Genomic DNA, 15,990 nt, shown 5'->3' with positions numbered 1-15,990 from the left:
TCACCGTCCTCAGTCCAGGGAGACGTAGTCGGGGCCGGAGTACCGGCCGGAAGCCGCCTTCGCGCGCTGCATGAGCAGGTCGTTGAGCAGGCTGGACGCGCCGAGGCGGAACCAGCGCGGATCCAGCCAGTCCTCGCCGGCGGTCTCGCCGACCTGGACGAGGTGGCGCAGGGCGTCCTTCGTGGTGCGGATGCCGCCGGCCGGTTTCACACCGACCTGGCGTCCGGTGGCCTCCCGGTAGTCACGGACCGCCTCCAGCATCACCAGCGTCACGGGCAGCGTCGCCGCCGGGGACACCTTGCCGGTGGACGTCTTGATGAAGTCGCCGCCGGCCAGCATCGCCAGCCAGGAGGCCCGGCGCACGTTGTCGTACGTCGCGAGCTCGCCGGTCTCCAGGATGACCTTGAGGTGCGCGCCCGCGCAGACGTCCTTGACGGCGCGGATCTCGTCGTACACGTGGAGATAGCGGCCGGAGAGGAATGCTCCCCTGTCGATCACCATGTCCACCTCGTGTGCGCCCGCGGCCACCGCGTCCGCGGTGTCGGCGAGTTTCACGGGCAGCGCGGCCCGGCCGGCCGGGAACGCGGTCGCCACGCTGGCGACCTGCACGGGGCTGCCGTCCAGTGCTTCGACGGCGACGGGGACGAGGTCGGGGTAGACGCAGACCGCGGCCACCTGCGGGGTGGTGGGGTCGGCCGGGTCCGGGCGGCGGGCTTTGGCGCACAGGGACCGCACCTTGCCGGGGGTGTCTGCGCCTTCGAGTGTGGTCAGGTCTATCATGCGGACGGCCAGATCGATCGCCCGGGCCTTGGCCGTGGTCTTGACGGACCGGGTGGCGAGGGCCGCGGAGCGGGCCTCCACGCCCACCTGGTCCACGCCGGGCAGACCGTGCAGGAAACGGCGCAGCGAGGCGTCGGAGGATATGAGGTCCTCGACGGCACCGGGGTCGATGACTCCGGGGTCGAGGCCGGTCAGTGGGGCAGTCACAGTCGCGTGTCCTTCCGGACTGTCCGGATGTACCGGACGGCGGCGCTGCGGGGGTGAGTTACTGCCGTGGCAGTCCCGTGGAGCCGCGTCAACGATGATGCGGTGCTCCCCCTGCGGCACCCGGACGGGCTGACGCAGGGTCGCGGTCATCGGTGACGCGGCGCAGGACGCACGGGTGATGGGCGGCGGCACCGCCACCGTCTTCCCGCCCCATGTCGTGACCCCCCTCGCGGGACTTCGCGCCGCCCTGCCGCGCGAGGTGGAGATCGTTCACGCCCAGGGTGCCGACCCCCGCACCAACCTCACCCCCGCTCTCCACGGCTTTACCCTGCGCTCGCAGTTCCGTGACAGCGCGGGCACCGTCATGGCCGACCTTCCCCAGCCGGACGGCAAGGTCCAGATGTTCGGGAGCATGCCCATCGGCGTCAGCTCCGACCGGCTCCGTTCCGCACGGATCACGGGATCGTTCACCCCGGACCGCACCGGTGAACACACCTTCGCCGTCAGCGGCCACGGCCATCTTCAGTTCGCCCTCGACGGACGCGTGCTCTACGAGGCTCACCTCGCCCCGGACAGCGACGACCCCTTCCTGGCCGTCATGTCGCCGTCAGAAGCGCGCCTCACCGCACACCTGGAGGCGGGCAGAACGGTCGATGTGACACTGGACTACGTTCCCACCGGCCGTGACGTGGGAGCGGGAATTCCGGCGCTGTCCTTCGGACTGGGACACCGGCCGCCGACACGGCCGGACGAAGACCTGCTCCGGGAGGCCGTGGACGCCGCGGCGCGCGCCGATGTCGCCGTCGTCGTGGTGGCGACCACAGAAGAGGTCGAGAGCGAAGGGTTCGACCGCACGGATCTGAGACTGCCCGGACGCCAGGACGAGCTCGTCGCCCGAGTGGCCGCCGTCAATCCACGGACGATCGTGGTGGTGAACACCGGCTCTCCGGTGGAGATGCCCTGGCGTAACGACGTGTCGGCGATCCTGCTCACCTGGTTCCCCGGCCAGGAGGCCGGCCACGCGCTCGCCGACATCCTCCTCGGCGCAGCCGAGCCCGGCGGCCGACTGCCCACCACCTGGCCCGTCAAGGCGGAGGACTGCCCGGTTCTGGATCCCCGGCCTGCCGACGGAGTGCTGCGCTACGAGGAAGGGCTCCTCATCGGCTATGCCGCATGGCAGCGCGGGCAGACGGAGCCCGCCTACTGGTTCGGACATGGTCTCGGATACACCGAATGGGACTACGAACAGGCCGAGTTCATCCCCTGCGGATCCGGATCGTCCGATGTCCTCGGCACACTCCGCGTCCAGGTCCGCAACGTGGGTTCCCGCGCCGGCCGGGAGGTCGTACAGACCTACGTCGAGTCGGCGGAAGCCGCATCTCCTACGTCGTCGTTGACGTTGACTCCGCTGCGGCGCCTGGCCGGATTCGCCACCGTCCAGGCCGAGCCGGGCCAGTCGACGACTGTCGAGATCACCGTGCCACGGCGCGCCGTGCAGGCATGGGACACCGCCACCGGAACATGGCGCACGGTGACCGATGAACACCAGCTGCGCACCGGTCGAAGCTGCGTGGACCTGCTCCTGCGCACCCCGATCACGGTGATCTTCCCCTGACGACTCCCGCCGGGGTCCTCCCCTACCCGCCCCGCGTGGATCCCGGCGCCGGAGTCAAGGGCCCTGGTACGAGGACCTGTTCCTCGTACCAGGGCCCGCCCATGCGGCGAACACCGATCCGGACCACACACGTGACGTGAGGACACACGCCAAGTCACGGTCCTGGTCGCCGTGGACAAACCGGCCGCCCAGAAACCCAGGCAGTCACCGTCGCCCGCGTCTTGGGATACATCCGGGCCGGTCCATGCGCCGACTCGCCGCAGAACAACAGCTGATGGGTCCGGGGTGCGGCAAGGGCTCCCACCCCCGCACCGCTGCCGAACGCCGCCCGAACGGTGGCCGCGCCGTCGCCCACGCCGCCCAGCAGGCCCTCGGCCGGGACCCGTACCCCCGCGAAGTCCAACTGGGGCAGCGGGTGCGTGGCCATGCCGACCGTGCGCGCCATGGGGGTGCACGTGAGTCCCTGAGGCCTGCCCGGGAGAGCGAACACCGCGAGGGAGGTGCCGGGATCACCAGGGCCTGCCACCGCGGTCACCGTCAGCAGAGCGGGTCCGTCCCCGCGCCGGCCCATCGCGTTGGAGATCCACTGCTTCGTTCCCGTGATCACCCAGTCCGCGCCGTCCCTGGTGGCCTTCGTCCGGGTGCCCCCAGCCGGCGCCGGGGCGTCGAAGTCGGCGCTGCCACCGGGCTCGGAGAACGCGAAGGAGGCCAGCGGGGTGCCTGTCCGGGGCAAGAACGGCGGCAGACAGGCGGCCTTCTGCTCTGCCGAGCCGACCGTGAGCAGAGGCGCGAGACCGAGCGTGGTGGCGAGCAGGGTCAGCGTCCCGCCCGGCTCCACCGCTGCGAACTCTTCCACAATGGCCAACTGCTCGAGCACACTGACGCCGTCTCCGCCGTGCATGGCCGGGATGAAGGCGCGCAGGTAGCCTTCCCGGACCAGCTCGGCGCAGTACGGTTCGGTGGCCGCGAAGTCCTCCTGCGGCGAGTTCCGGCGGGTCGATGAGCTGGACCAGGTCGAGCATCGATGAGGCCGTGCCCGGGCAGGTCAGGATGGCTGCGCGGAGCTCGTGCACGGTGATGCCCAGATGAGGTGCGACATCGGTGCCTTCGATGTGGATGTCCTCGGCCACTGCGAAGCCCAGAGCGGTGTAGAACTTGATGGCCCGATCCATGTCGGACACACAGATGTTGAGCTGGTAGAAGCGGTCGAACATGATTCTCCTGTCTGCGGACGGGGCGCGTTCAGAGGGCGGAAGGGCCTGTACGGCGACGGGTGAGCAGGGCTGCCATGCATACGGCGACCGTCAGTGCGGCGCCGTTGAACACCGGCTCGACCCAGGCGGCTACCCCGCTCAGTGTCAGACCGGATACGCAGGCCGCGACGAACAGCAGGCCCAGCACGGTGCCCGCGATGTTGTACCGGCCGGGCTGCACCGCGCTCGCGCCCAGGAACACGGCGGCGAGGGCGGGGAACATCATCCCGGCGCCGCCGTCGGCGGCCGAGCCGCCCATTCGTGCCAGGTAGAGGGAGCCTGTCAATCCGGCGATCAGCCCGGACACGGCGAAGGCGGAGAAGACCAGCCGGTCGGCGCGGATGCCGATGAGCATCGCGGCCCGGCTGTTGGATCCCACGGCGTACAGCCGACGACCGTACGGAGTGTGTCCGAGCAACCACCAGAAGATCAGCAGCACTACGGCGACAGGGTAGGTGACGAGGTTGAGACCCGCGAACCGCTGCGCGGACAGCTCGGACAACCCGGTGGGGCGGGACGGAGTGATCTGCTGCCCATCCGTCGCCCACTGCACGACCCCGCCGAGGAGTGTCGCCATCGCCAGCGTGGTGACGAACGCGCTGGTGCGCAGCCTCACCACCAGTAGCCGTTGACGGCCCCGACCAGCGTGCCCGTCGCCATTCCGGCGGCCACCGCCATCCACAGCGGCCAGGAGAGATCGGTGATCCCTGCGGCGACGACCACCACGTGATCACGAACATCATCGTGCCGCAGAAGTTCCTCAAGGAGCACCCGGACGTCGTCGAGGCCGTGCTGCGCGGTTCGGTGAAGACCAACGCGTGGATCAACGCCAACCTGGACGATGCGAAGGCCTCCGCCAACAAGGCGCTGGAAAGGCTGTCGGGCAAGGCGCTTCCCGCCGACGTCATCGACCCCGCCTGGAAGTTCATCCAGTTCACCGACGACCCGCTGGCCTCCACCCTCAACACCGAGGCGGAGCACGCGGTCAAGGCCGGTCTGCTGGAGAAGCCCGACCTGAAGGGCATCTACGACCTCACCCTCCTCAACAAGGTCCTCAAGGCCGAAGGCAAGAGCGAGGTCGACGACGCCGGTCTCGGCGCCGAGTAACCAGGAACCGGAACCGATGAGTCCCCAGGAGGTGACGACCATGGCCACCACGATCGCCAAGGCTGCCGAGGACGCCACGGCGGTGACGTACGCCGCCCGTGTCGAGCACGTCTCGAAGTCCTTCCCCGCACCGGGCACGCCCGGCGGACGGCAGCGCGTACTGGACGACATCAGGCTCGACGTCGCACCGGGCGAGTTCGTCACCCTCCTGGGAGCCTCCGGCTGCGGCAAGTCCACGCTGCTCAACCTGGTCGCAGCACTGGACCAGCCGTCCACGGGCACGATCGCCACGGACGGCCGGCCCGCCCTGATGTTCCAGGAACACGCCCTCTTCCCATGGCTGACCGCGGGCAAGAACATCGAACTCGCCCTGAAGCTAAGCGGAGCCGCGAAGCCGGAGCGCCGCGCAGAGGCGGAACGGCTGCTGGAACTCGTACGACTGCAGGACGCCCACCGCAAGCGGGTGCATGAGCTGTCGGGCGGTATGCGCCAGCGGGTCGCTCTGGCCCGGGCGCCGGCCCAGGACAGCCGACTGCTGCTGATGGACGAGCCGTTCGCCGCGCTGGACGCCATCACCCGGGACGTGCTGCACGACGAGCTGACCCGCATCTGGAGTGAGACGGGACTGTCGGTGCTGTTCGTGACGCACAACGTGCGCGAGACGGTACGGCTTGCACAGCGGGTGGTGCTGCTGTCCTCCCGCCCGGGCCGCATCGCCCGGGAGTGGACCGTCGGCATTCCGCAGCCACGCCGCATCGAGGACAGCGCGGTCGCCGAGGTGTCCGTCGAGATCACCGAAGAACTGCGTGGGGAGATCCGCCGCCATGGCCAGCACTGACACCGGCGTCGACACCGAGAAGGACGGCTCCACAGCGGCCGAGCAGAACCGGGACGCTTACGGTCTGGTGGGACTGGAAGCCGGCCTCGACGCCCTGGACTCGGTGCAGTCCGGCCGCACGCAGCTGCGCGAGACCCTGATACGCAAGGTCCTGCCGCCTGTCACCGCTGTGGCACTGGTACTGATCGTCTGGCAACTGCTGGTGTGGGCGAATGTCGCCCCCGACTACAAGCTGCCCGCGCCCTCCGATGTGTGGGGTGAGGTAAGCGATGCCCGGGTCCAGGGCACCCTGCTCGACTACATCTGGACATCCGTCTCCCGCGGTCTGCTCGGCTTCCTGCTGGCGCTCGCCGTCGGTACGCCGCTCGGCCTGCTCGTCGCCCGGGTGGCCTTCGTCCGGGCGGCCATCGGCCCCATCCTGTCCGGCCTGCAGTCGCTGCCGTCGGTGGCCTGGGTGCCGCCCGCCGTGATCTGGCTGGGCCTGAACGACAAGATGATGTACGCCGTGATCCTGCTCGGCGCGGTCCCTTCCATCGCCAACGGCCTCGTCGCGGGCATCGACCAGATCCCGCCGCTGTTCCTGCGGGCCGGCCGGACGATGGGCGCGACCGGCCTGCGCGGGGCCTGGCACATCGTGATGCCGGGGGCGCTCCCCGGCTACCTGGCAGGGCTGAAGCAGGGCTGGGCGTTCTCATGGCGGTCCCTGATGGCTGCCGAGATCATCGCATCCTCGCCCGATCTGGGCGTCGGTATGGGCCAGTTGCTGGAGAACGAGCGGAACAACTCCAGCATGCCGCAGGTGTTCCTGGCCATCTTCCTGATCCTGCTCGTCGGCATCGCCATCGATCTGCTGATCTTCAGCCCGCTGAAGCGGTGGGTGTTGCGCAGCCGCGGCCTGCTGGCTACTCGCTGAAGGATGCCTTCAGGAGGACACGGTCAGGGATTCGTCCAGGCCTCGGGGTCCTCCGCGAGGCTCAGGACCTCGTCGGGCAACTTGGCCGCGGCCACGTGGGCCAGGGTGACCTCGCCAAGGATCTTGCGGACATTGGCGCGTACGGCGATCCACAGCGGCAGCAGCGACTCCGCGGGGCCGCAGTAGGAGAGCTCGGGTGGGCGCACCCCCCGCACCGACACCAGGGGGCCGTCCGCCACACGGATGACGTCCGCGATGGCGATCGAGTCCGCCGGGCGGGCGAGCCTGTAGCCGCCCTTTCCGCCCCGCCGGCTGACCACGAGACCACCCCGGCGCAGGTCGCCGAGGATGCCCTCCAGGAATTTATGCGGGATCCCCTGCGCCGCGGCGATCGCCTCGGCCTTGAGTGAGGCCTCGTCCCCTGCCGCGGCCAGCTCCAGGGCCGCCCGCACCGCATAGTCCGCCCGCGCCGAGATCCGCATGCCGCGATTATCCATCACTGCGGAGTCCGCCCGTCACCGGCTGCGCCGTCAGGCAGGAAGGATGAAGGACGGGTGCGTACCGTTGAGGAAGTAGTCCCCGATCTCACGCAGTCTGTGGGCGGCCGGTTCACGCAGGCTGTGGGTCCGGGCGTCACGCCAGAAGCGGTCGAAGCCGTGCCGCATGGAAGCGGCCTCGACTCCGACGACCTCCAGGGCACGGTTAGTGATCTCCTGCGCGGCCCGGGAGGCCGCGGCTTCGGCCACGCTCGCGAGGACGGCGATCTCCGCGCACTCCTCGTCGTCGACGTCCTCGCCCCGCGCGAGGCCGCGCAGGAGGGCATCCACCGCCTGCTCGGCGAGAGCGGACGCGGCACGTGCGACGACGGCGAGCTCGCCGTACACGGTCAGCGCGTAGGGATCCTGCGGGGGACTGCCCGGCCAGGGCTGGGGCGAGAAGGGCTGCCAGGGCGACCGCACGGCCCTTCCGTGCTCGTGGACCTCGTCCAGCAGTCCCTCGGCGATGCCGAGACAGAACTGGGCGGACACCAGCCGCGCGGTCGGCACAGCAAGAGAGGCGAAGGGTGACAGGACGCCCTCGTCGGGCGAGAGCGAGCCGAACACATCGTCCGCCGCTACCGGTACGGAGTCGAACTCCACGGCGCCACCGGCTGCCAGCCGCTGGCCGAAGGTGTCCCCGCTGCTGCCGCTCACGACACCCAGGTGGGTGGGGTCGACAAGGACGGCCAGCGGCTCACCCGTGCCGTACCTGGCGGCTCGGACCACCAGCCGGTCGGCGATCCCGACGCCGGTGGCGTACCTCTGGTAGCCGTTCAGCAGACAGCCGCTCGCCGTGGGAGTCAGGATGAGCGGTGGTTCGTGTGAGGCGATGCCGCCTCCCCAGCACCACTGCCCCTCCGTCGCCTCCCGCTCGACACGGGCGGCACGTGCAGGGTCTGCGAAGAAACGGGCGGTGAAGCACAGGAAGTAGTGGTGGCCCAGCAGGTGGCCGATGGCCCCGTCGGCCGCGGCGACGGTCCGTACGACCGTGTAGGCCATGCGCCAGTCCGCACCTCCTCCCCCATGCTCGGCCGGTGCCAACAATGTCAGCAGCCCCGACTCGCGCAGCCGTGCGACCTCGTCAAGCGGTAATTTGCCGGCCTGTTCGCGCTCGACCGCGTCCGTGGCCAGGTCGTCCGCCATCTCACGGGCTATGTGCAGCCAGTCGACCTGCCCGGCTCCCGCGTCGGTCACCTCGTCGGCTGTCACCGTCATATCCGGACCCGCTTCATGCGACTGCGGCTGTCACTGCACCTCAGTGCTGTTGTCATGGCGTCTTCCTTCAGGGGCCGAGGACGACGCGGTGCTCGGCGAGGCGGCGTGGGAGTGCAGCAGTGCGCGGAGAGGCGTCGGCTTCATCATCCTCGCTCTCTTCTCCAATTACCGTCAACATTTCCCTAGTAATTCAATAGGAAAACTAGGGATACGGGCACGCTCCGGCTGATTCACGCTCCCGGATGGCGAGTTCGCGATGGCGGGCGGCCGGGCGGTCGTCCCGGCCACGAAGGCCCGACCGGGCCGTGGAGGCACTCGCGGAGCGTGGCGCCGCCGGACGGGGCCAGGGGCCTGCCGCGGCTGCGCGGCCTCGCGCGCGAACTTGCCGGCCAACTCGGCGACGACGACCGTCTCTGCGTCGTCAGCGATCACATGGGCGCTTCCGACCTCCACCGCGATCGCGCGGTCATCGCGGGCCCCCGGCGCCGGCGAAGGGCACCTGGGCCGAGGGGGCCGTCTGCTGTCCGTACGGGTGCTGCCACAGGCCCTGCGCCTGAAGTTTCGGCAGGACGCCCTCGCCGAACCAGTAAGCCTCCTCCAGGTGCGGATAGCCGGAGAGCACGAACTCGTCGACGCCGAGGGCGTGGTACTCCTTGATCCGCTTGGCGACCTCGTCGTGGCTGCCGACCAGGGCGGTGCCGGCGCCGCCGCGCACCAGGCCGATGCCCGCCCACAGGTTGGGGTGGATTTCCAGGCGGGTGGGGCCCCCGCTCGAGCGAAGCCGAGAGTGGGGGAGGCTGCCGCCGTCGTGCAGGGCGAGCATGCGCTGCTGGCCCTCGGACTCGCTGCGGGCCAGGCCCGCCTGGATGGTCTTGACCGCCTCCGGGTCGAAGCCGTCCAGGAGCCGGTTCGCCTCGGCCCAGGCCTGCTCGGAGGTGTCGCGGGTGATGACATGCAGGCGGATGCCGAAGCGGACGCGACGGCCCTCCTTGTCGGCCAACGCCCGGATCCAGGCGATCTTCTCCGCGACGGCGGCGGGCGGCTCGCCCCAGGTGAGATAGACGTCGACATGCTTGGCGGCGACTTCTCCGGCGATCGGCGAGGAGCCCCCGAAGTACACCTCGGGGACCGGGTCGGGTACCCGTGCGAGCTTCGCGTCCTCGACTTGGAGGTGCTCGCCGCGCAGGTCGACGGTCTTGCCCTCCCACAACCCTCGTACGATCTCGAGGAATTCGCCGGTACGGCGGTAGCGCGCGTCCTTGTCCAGGAAGTCGCCGTAGGCCCGCTGCTCGTGGCTTTCGCCGCCGGTGACGACGTTGAGCAGGAGCCGTCCGCCGGTCTGCCGCTGGAAGGTGGAGGCCATCTGCGCGGCGAGCGTCGGTGAGACGAAGCCGGGCCGGAAGGCGACGAGGAACTTCAGGCGCTCGGTGTTCTGGCTGACCATCGCGGTGGTCAGCCACGCGTCCTCGCACCAGGCTCCCGTCGGCGTGAGTGCGCCGACGAAGCCCAGGTCCTCGGCTGCGCGGGCGATCTGGCTGAGGTAGGCGACCGTCGGCGGCCGGTCGCGACCGGACTCGGTGGCGGGGGTGCCGTGGCCGCCGCCGACGACGTGGCGGCTGTCTCCGTTGGTCGGCAGGAACCAGTGGAAGGTGAGGGACACTCAGGGCTCCGATCAGGGGTGCGATCAGGGGTGCGATCAGGGGACGTTCGTCGGAGCCGAGGCGGAGAGCCGGTCCAGCCACTCGCGGGGAAACCGGCGTGCGGCGTCGCGGGCCGAAGCGCCCGCCCGGAACTCGTCGGCCAGGGCGGACGCGACAGCGACGGCCTCGGCTTCGTCGGCAATGACCTGCGCGGTCGTGGCCTCAGCTCGCCGCGGCCAGGAGCGGGGTACGGCCCAGCGCCAGCGAGAAATGGTCGACGACCTGGGTGAGGGCCTCGGCGGCGGCCGGTGCGACGGTGACCGAGCCGTCGTCGTGGGCGGTGATGTCCTTGTCGAGGGTGAACCAGCCCTGCACGATGTGCGCGGCGCCCATGGAGTTGAGGACCGGACGCAGGGCGTAGTCGATGGCGAGGACATGCGCGGTGGAGCCGCCGGTGGCGAGAGGGAGGACCGTCTTTCCGGTGAGTGCGTACTGCGGGAGCAGGTCGAGGAGCGCCTTGAGGACTCCGGAGTACGACGCTTTGTAGACGGGTGTTCCTACGACGACGCCGTCGGCGCTCGCGAACAGCTCGGTGGCCTCGACGATCGCCGGATGCCGGAAGTCCGCGCCGAGCAGGGCCTCGGCGGGGATGGTGCGAACGTCGAGCGGAACGACGTCGTGCCCTTGCGCGGTCAGCCGCTGGTCCAGGTGGCGCAGCAGGCGGTTGGTGCGGGAGGAGACGGAAGGGCTGCCGGAGACGGACAGGACAGTGGCCATGGGTCCTCTTTCAGGGAGATGGGGGCGCCTCCGCCGGGGAGGCGCTCTGAGGGCGGTCAGGAGTACCAGGTGGGTTCGGGCAGTTCGCCCTCGATGACCCAGCGCCCGACCTCTGGCCGCTTGTGGGCGACAGGGTCGTGGAGGGTGTGGGTGCGGACGTTGCGCCAGAAGCGGCAGGCCCTCGGATGCGGCGGTGGCGCGGGCGCCGGTCACTGCGAAGGTCTGGTCGACCATCTCCAGGGTGACGTCGGCGGTGCGGGCCTTCACTGCTGGAAGGAGTGCCCCCGTCGGCGCCATTCCTCCGCGAGCAGTTCGTAGGAGCGGACCCGGTCCGTGTGGTCGTGGGTGATCGTCGTGATGAGCAACTCGTCCGCGCCCGTGGCCTCCTGCAGTTGTTCCAACTGGTCGGCGACCCGGCCCGGCGAGCCGACGAACTGGGTGTCGAGGCGGTCCTGGACGAGGGCCCGGTCCTCGTCGGTCCATGTGTGGGCGCGCGCTTCCTGCGGCGTCGGGAACTCGATGGCGCCCTCGACGGTGCGGATGCTGCGCACCCACGGGCCGTAGCCGGTGGCGAGTTCACGGGCCGCCTCGTCGTCCTCGGCGACGACGACGTCCGCCGAGACGCTGACGTACGGCTTGTCGAGGAACTCGGAGGGCTGGAAGAAGGACCGGTAGCCCTCCACCGCCTCCAGGACCGTGGCCGGGCTGACGTGATAGTTGGCCGCGAACCGCAGACCGTTGCCGCCCGCCACCTCGGCGCTCTGACCACCGCTGCTGCCCAGGATCCACACCTCCACGTCGGCGCCCTCCCCCGGCACGACGTGCGCCTCGACGCCCTCCGGCGAGCGGTAGGCGCCGGCCAGCAGGGCGAGGATGTCGCCGATCTGCTCGGCATAGTCCTGTGACTCGGCGCCCGGCAGCAGAAGCAGCCTGCGCTGCAGCGCGATGCGGGGTGAGCCGAGCAGATACTCGAAGGAGAAGCGGGGTGGGATCAGCAGGCCGTTCGGGGTGCGGCCGTCGACGACTGGGGTCGCCGTGGGCAACGGTGCGGCCGGCTGTCCCGGCGGGCGGCCGCCCGAGCGGCCCAGGCCCAGATCGAAGCGGCCCGGGTGCAGTGTGTCGAGCAGGCCGAACTCCTCCACGGTGGACAGCGCCGTGCGGTGCCCGAGTTGCACGGCCCCGGATCCGAGCCGGATGGTGGAGGTGGCGGATGCGGTCAGCGCCAGGACGACAGCGGGTGACGTGCCCGCCACGCCGGGATTGAGGTGATGCTCAGCGAACCAGTAGCGGGCATATCCGAGGCGTTCGGCCTGCTGTGCGAGATCGATGGAGTTGCGCAGGGCATCGGCTGCCGTAGATCCGGAGGAGATCGGGACCAGGTCAAGGACGCCGAGGGAGATGTCAGACACGGACGGACTCCTGGGTGATCGGTGATGCCGGAAGCACGGGGCCCCAGGCGAACGGCGGGTCGGGGATCTCGCGGCGCAGCACGGGGGCGACCTTGGACTGGAACAGCTCGAGGGAGGCGCGGTGCTGGGACTCCGGCAGCCCACCCGCGTCGGCGTGCAGGTGGACGACCGTGTGGCCGAACTGCTCGTGGTAGCGGTGCACCTTGTCGACGACCTGTTGCGGGCTGCCGATCAGCGCCGAGCTGCGCTCGACGAAGTCCTCCAGGGTCTCGAAGACCACCGGCAGGCCTGCCTTCTTGAAGAAGGCCAGGTTGGCCTCGAAGATCGGCCGGTACGCGGCGAGCGCCTCCTGCGAGGTGGGGGCGACATAGATGCCCGCGGTGCCGGCGCCGACGGCGATCTGCGCCGGGTCGTGGCCGTAGAACTCCCAGCGCTCGCGGTAGTGGCGGATCAACTCGGCGTACGGACCTATGGGGTTGGTGACATTGGCCGAGAACAGCGGGTCGCCGTAGCGGGCGGCGAGGTCGACCGACTCCTTGCTGGTGGCGCTGCCGTGCCAGACCCGGACCGGCTGCTGGTACGGCCGCGGCCACACCTCGGCATCGGTCAGCGGGGGACGGAAGCGGGTGTCGGCGGTGACCTTGTCCTGGCGCCAGATCTTCCGGAAGACCTCGTAGCTCTCGGCGTTGCGGCCCCACTGGTCCTCGGGCGTGACGTGGAACAGGTCCCGTTGGGCGGCCCCGTTGCCCTTGCCGATGATCAGGTCGAGGCGGCCGCCCGAGAGCTGGTCGAGGGTGGCGTAGTCCTCGTACGCGCGGACCGGGTCCAGCAGGCTGAGCGTGGTCACGGCCGTGAAGAGGCGGATCCTCTTGGTCAGGGCGGCCACATGGCTCAGTACGACGGTCGGGGACGAGGAGATGAACGGCCGCTCGTGCCGCTCCCCCACGCCGAAGCCGTCGAAGCCCAGCTCCTCGGCGAGCAGGGCGTTGTCGAGGACCTCGCGGAACCGGTCGTGGGTGGACTTCTGCACCCTGGTGACCGGGTCCGGTCGATGCACGATCAAGGTGATCGCGAGGAACTTCACGACGCCGCCCGCTCGTCGGACGCCTCGTCCGGGTGGGCGAGGTCGAGGTGGTGCCGGAGCGTCGGGCCCTCGTAGTCGGTGCGGAAGGCGCCCTGTTCCTGCAGCAGCGGGACAACCCTGTCGGCGAAGTCGTCGAGGCCGGTCGGGGTGATGTGCGGGACGAGGATGAAGCCGTCACTGGCGTCGGCCTGGACGTAGTCGTTGATGGTCTTGGCGATGGTTGCCGGGGAGCCGATGAAGTTCTGGCGGTTGCCGGTGTTGATGACCAGGTCGCGGATGGACCAGTTGTTCGCCTCGGCCAGCTCGCGCCACTCGCGGGCGGTGGCCAGCGGGTCGCGGTACATCCGGACCTGGGCACGGCCCTTGGAGATGTGGTCGTCGCTGACGTCCGGGTCCATGTCGGGCAGCGGGCCTTCGGGGTCGTAGGCGGACAGATCGCGGTTCCAGACGAACTCCAGGTGCTTGATGGCGGTGGCCCCGCTGACCTGCTGGCGGCGCACCTCCCGGGCCAGCTCCTCCGCCTCGGCGTCGGTGTCGGCGAGGGCGAAGGAAGCGGCGGGCAGGATGAGCAACTGGTCATGCCGTCGGCCGTACTTGGCGAGGCGGTTCTTGACGTCGGTGTAGAAGGCATGGCCCTCCTTGAGGGTGGCGTGCCGGCTGAAGATGGCGTCAGCGCTCGACGCGGCGAACTCGCGGCCCTCCTCGGAGTCGCCGGCCTGGAAGATCACCGGGCGGCCCTGCGGGGAGCGCGGGACGTTGAACTGGCCGTGGATGTCGAAGTGCTGGCCCGTGTGGACGAAGGAGCCGGCCTTTGCGTCCCTCAGGAAGGCACCGGCGGCCTGGTCGGCGACGATCTCGTCACCGTGCCAGGAGTCGAAGAGCTCGTTCGCGGTGGCCAGGAACTCCTTGGCGCGGGAGTAGCGCTCCTGTTGCGGCAGGAAGCCGCCGCGGCGGAAGTTCTCGCCGGTGAAGGCGTCCCAGGAGGTGACGACGTTCCAGGCGGATCGGCCGCCGGAAAGGTGGTCGAGGCTGGCGAACTGGCGGGCCACCTCATAGGGCTCGTTGAAGGTGGAGTTGATGGTCCCGGTCAGGCCGAGGTGCTCGGTGACGGCGGCGAGCGCGGCGAGGACGGTGAAGGTGTCGGGGCGGCCGACGACGTCCAAATCGTATATTTTGCCGCCCTGTTCACGCAGCCGCAGCCCCTCGGCGAGGAACAGGAAGTCGAACTTGGCGCGTTCGGCGGTCTGCGCGAAGTGCACGAAGGAGCTGAACTCGATGTGGCTGCCGGCCTTCGGGTCGCTCCACACGGTGGTGTTGTTGACGCCCGGGAAGTGTGCGGCCAGATGGATCTGCTTCAGCGGCTTGCTCATGTCGGTGCGGTCCTTCCGGCTCAGACAGTGGCGTAGCGGTTGGCGGGGCGGGCGAGGCCCAGCAGGCCGCGCAGGGTGTCGGCCTCGTAGGCGGTGCGGAAGGCGCCGCGGCGCTGGAGTTCGGGCACCAGGCCCCGGGTGACGGCGGGCAGGTCGTGCCCGGCGACGGCGGGCCGCAACCGGAAGCCGCTCAGCCCCTCCATCGTCAACTCCTGCAGCAGGTCAGCAAGTTGAGCTGGCGTACCGGCAAAGATACGGGCGTCGCTGGTGTACGGCTCCCCCGCGAGGGCGTCGAGACGTGCACGGCGGTCCTCCGCCGCGGCCGGCTCGTCGTCGAGGAAGACCACCAGGTCACCGAAGACGTGCAGGAGTTCGTCGCCGCGTCCGGCCGCCTCCTGCTCGGCTCGGATCTCGGCGACGACGGCGCGGGCCTGGCCGGCGTCGTGCGGGGTGACGTAGCCGACGTCGGCCTGGCGGGCCACCAGCCGGTACGGGATCGTCTGGTGAGCGAGGGCGGTGACGAGCGGCTGGCCCTGGGGCGGGCGCGGGGTGATGGACGGGCCCTTCACACTGAAGTGCCTGCCCTCGAAGTCGATGTAGTGCAGCTTGTCTGGGTCGATGAAGCGGCCAGTGGCCACGTCCCGGATCTCCGCGTCGTCCTCCCAGCTGTCCCAGAGCCGGCGCACGACCTCGACGTAGTCGGCGGCCTCATCGAAGTGGTCGGTGAGCAGTTCCTGGCCGGCCGGACTCTGGATGCCCTCCAGGCTGAAGGGTGGAAAGGTGCGGCGACCGAAGTGAGCGGCCTCGTGCGGCCGGGGCGGGATCTGCACGCGCAGGCCGGCCCGGCCGCTGCTGACGTAGTCGAGAGTGGCGATCGCCTTGGAGATGTGGAACGGCTCCGTGTGGGTGGTGATCACGGTCGGGACCAGCCCGATGTGGCGGGTGAGGGGTGCGATGCGGGAGGCGATCAGCACAGCGTCCAGGCGTCCGCGGACCTGGTCGGTGCGGCCGTCCGGCTCGCCGAAGTGCGAGGACTGCAGGCCGAGGCCGTCCTCGAGGGTGACGAAGTCGAGCAGGCCGCGCTCTGCCTCGGCGACCAGGTCGGCCCAGTAGCCGGCCGTGAACAGGTCCCGGGGGCGGGCGGACTGCTCGCGCCAGGAGGCAGGGTGCCAGCCGGTGCCGTCGAGGGCCACGGCAAGGTGCAGGAAAGAAGATGGCGTTGAGGACACGAGGGAGCCTTCCT

The 15,990-nt window shown here is 70.1% G+C and carries 14 protein-coding genes and 3 pseudogenes; 4 read left to right on the top strand and 13 right to left on the bottom strand.

Annotated features, from left to right (window positions below; genetic code table 11):
• Nucleotides 1-9: 9 nt before the first annotated feature.
• Nucleotides 10-975 carry a deoxyribose-phosphate aldolase gene (gene deoC / locus IE239_RS33180; RefSeq protein WP_373308181.1) on the bottom strand — a complete coding sequence of 322 codons (966 nt, stop codon included), beginning with the start codon at nucleotides 973-975 and terminating at the stop codon, nucleotides 10-12.
• 160 nt (nucleotides 976-1,135) lie between these two features.
• Here deoC and IE239_RS33175 point away from each other — a divergent pair, with 160 nt between their 5' ends.
• Nucleotides 1,136-2,602, top strand: a complete 1,467-nt coding sequence (locus tag IE239_RS33175) for a glycoside hydrolase family 3 C-terminal domain-containing protein (protein WP_268254546.1) — start codon at nucleotides 1,136-1,138, stop codon at nucleotides 2,600-2,602.
• A gap of 154 nt (nucleotides 2,603-2,756) precedes the next feature.
• On the opposite strand, the gene IE239_RS33170 is transcribed toward IE239_RS33175, so the two are convergent.
• The 3 genes and pseudogenes from IE239_RS33170 to IE239_RS33165 form a co-directional block, all read right to left on the bottom strand.
• The gene (locus IE239_RS33170; protein WP_268254545.1) at nucleotides 2,757-3,542 is read right to left on the bottom strand and encodes an acyl-CoA dehydrogenase family protein; all 786 of its coding nucleotides are present in this window, start codon (nucleotides 3,540-3,542) and stop codon (nucleotides 2,757-2,759) included.
• A gap of 91 nt (nucleotides 3,543-3,633) precedes the next feature.
• A pseudogene (locus IE239_RS43370) lies at nucleotides 3,634-3,816 on the bottom strand (VOC family protein); the annotation flags it as partial.
• Nucleotides 3,817-3,844: 28 nt separating this feature from the next.
• Nucleotides 3,845-4,471, bottom strand: a complete 627-nt coding sequence (locus IE239_RS33165; protein ID WP_190153168.1) for an ABC transporter permease — start codon at nucleotides 4,469-4,471, stop codon at nucleotides 3,845-3,847.
• A 98-nt stretch (nucleotides 4,472-4,569) separates the two neighbouring features.
• Here IE239_RS33165 and IE239_RS33160 point away from each other — a divergent pair.
• From IE239_RS33160 to IE239_RS33150, 3 genes and pseudogenes are all read left to right on the top strand, one after another.
• A pseudogene (locus IE239_RS33160) lies at nucleotides 4,570-4,962 on the top strand (sulfate ABC transporter substrate-binding protein); the annotation flags it as partial.
• A gap of 40 nt (nucleotides 4,963-5,002) precedes the next feature.
• Complete coding sequence (locus IE239_RS33155) at nucleotides 5,003-5,800, top strand: ABC transporter ATP-binding protein (RefSeq protein ID WP_190153216.1); 798 nt, start codon at nucleotides 5,003-5,005, stop codon at nucleotides 5,798-5,800.
• Nucleotides 5,787-6,713, top strand: coding sequence for an ABC transporter permease (locus tag IE239_RS33150; RefSeq protein ID WP_190153167.1), 927 nt, complete (start codon nucleotides 5,787-5,789; stop codon nucleotides 6,711-6,713). The genes IE239_RS33155 and IE239_RS33150 overlap by 14 nt, the downstream gene beginning before the upstream one ends.
• A 23-nt stretch (nucleotides 6,714-6,736) precedes the next feature.
• On the opposite strand, the gene IE239_RS33145 is transcribed toward IE239_RS33150, so the two are convergent.
• The 9 genes and pseudogenes from IE239_RS33145 to IE239_RS33110 all read right to left on the bottom strand — a co-directional run bounded on the left by IE239_RS33145 (nucleotide 6,737) and on the right by IE239_RS33110 (nucleotide 15,976).
• Nucleotides 6,737-7,195: an RrF2 family transcriptional regulator gene (locus IE239_RS33145; protein WP_190153166.1), complete on the bottom strand. Its 459-nt coding sequence runs from the start codon at nucleotides 7,193-7,195 to the stop codon at nucleotides 6,737-6,739.
• A 48-nt stretch (nucleotides 7,196-7,243) separates the two neighbouring features.
• A complete protein-coding gene (locus IE239_RS33140) occupies nucleotides 7,244-8,467 on the bottom strand; it encodes an acyl-CoA dehydrogenase family protein (RefSeq protein WP_190153165.1) in 1,224 nt (407 codons plus the stop codon).
• A gap of 466 nt (nucleotides 8,468-8,933) precedes the next feature.
• Nucleotides 8,934-10,127, bottom strand: a complete 1,194-nt coding sequence (locus IE239_RS33135) for an LLM class flavin-dependent oxidoreductase (protein ID WP_190153164.1) — start codon at nucleotides 10,125-10,127, stop codon at nucleotides 8,934-8,936.
• A 202-nt stretch (nucleotides 10,128-10,329) separates the two neighbouring features.
• Nucleotides 10,330-10,884 (bottom strand): NADPH-dependent FMN reductase, encoded by a 555-nt coding sequence (gene ssuE, locus IE239_RS33130; protein WP_190153163.1) that lies wholly within the window; start codon nucleotides 10,882-10,884, stop codon nucleotides 10,330-10,332.
• A 56-nt stretch (nucleotides 10,885-10,940) separates the two neighbouring features.
• Nucleotides 10,941-11,241: pseudogene (locus IE239_RS43145) on the bottom strand (acyl-CoA dehydrogenase family protein); the annotation flags it as partial.
• A complete protein-coding gene (locus tag IE239_RS33125) occupies nucleotides 11,148-12,293 on the bottom strand; it encodes an LLM class flavin-dependent oxidoreductase (RefSeq protein ID WP_190153162.1) in 1,146 nt (381 codons plus the stop codon). The gene IE239_RS33125 and the pseudogene IE239_RS43145, both read right to left, overlap by 94 nt.
• Nucleotides 12,286-13,377, bottom strand: coding sequence for an LLM class flavin-dependent oxidoreductase (locus tag IE239_RS33120; protein ID WP_190153161.1), 1,092 nt, complete (start codon nucleotides 13,375-13,377; stop codon nucleotides 12,286-12,288). Before IE239_RS33120 ends, IE239_RS33125 begins: the two co-directional genes overlap by 8 nt.
• Entirely contained in the window at nucleotides 13,374-14,747 is a 1,374-nt protein-coding gene (locus IE239_RS33115; protein ID WP_190153160.1) for an NtaA/DmoA family FMN-dependent monooxygenase, read from the bottom strand. The genes IE239_RS33120 and IE239_RS33115 overlap by 4 nt, the downstream gene beginning before the upstream one ends.
• Before the next feature lie 20 nt (nucleotides 14,748-14,767).
• Nucleotides 14,768-15,976, bottom strand: coding sequence for an LLM class flavin-dependent oxidoreductase (locus IE239_RS33110; RefSeq protein WP_190153159.1), 1,209 nt, complete (start codon nucleotides 15,974-15,976; stop codon nucleotides 14,768-14,770).
• Nucleotides 15,977-15,990 lie beyond the last annotated feature (14 nt).

The sequence above is a fragment of the Streptomyces humidus genome, assembly GCF_014649655.1.
Classification (GTDB): domain Bacteria; phylum Actinomycetota; class Actinomycetes; order Streptomycetales; family Streptomycetaceae; genus Streptomyces; species Streptomyces humidus.
Note: the sequence above shows the minus strand (reverse complement) of the source record. Positions and strands in the feature narration are given on the sequence as shown.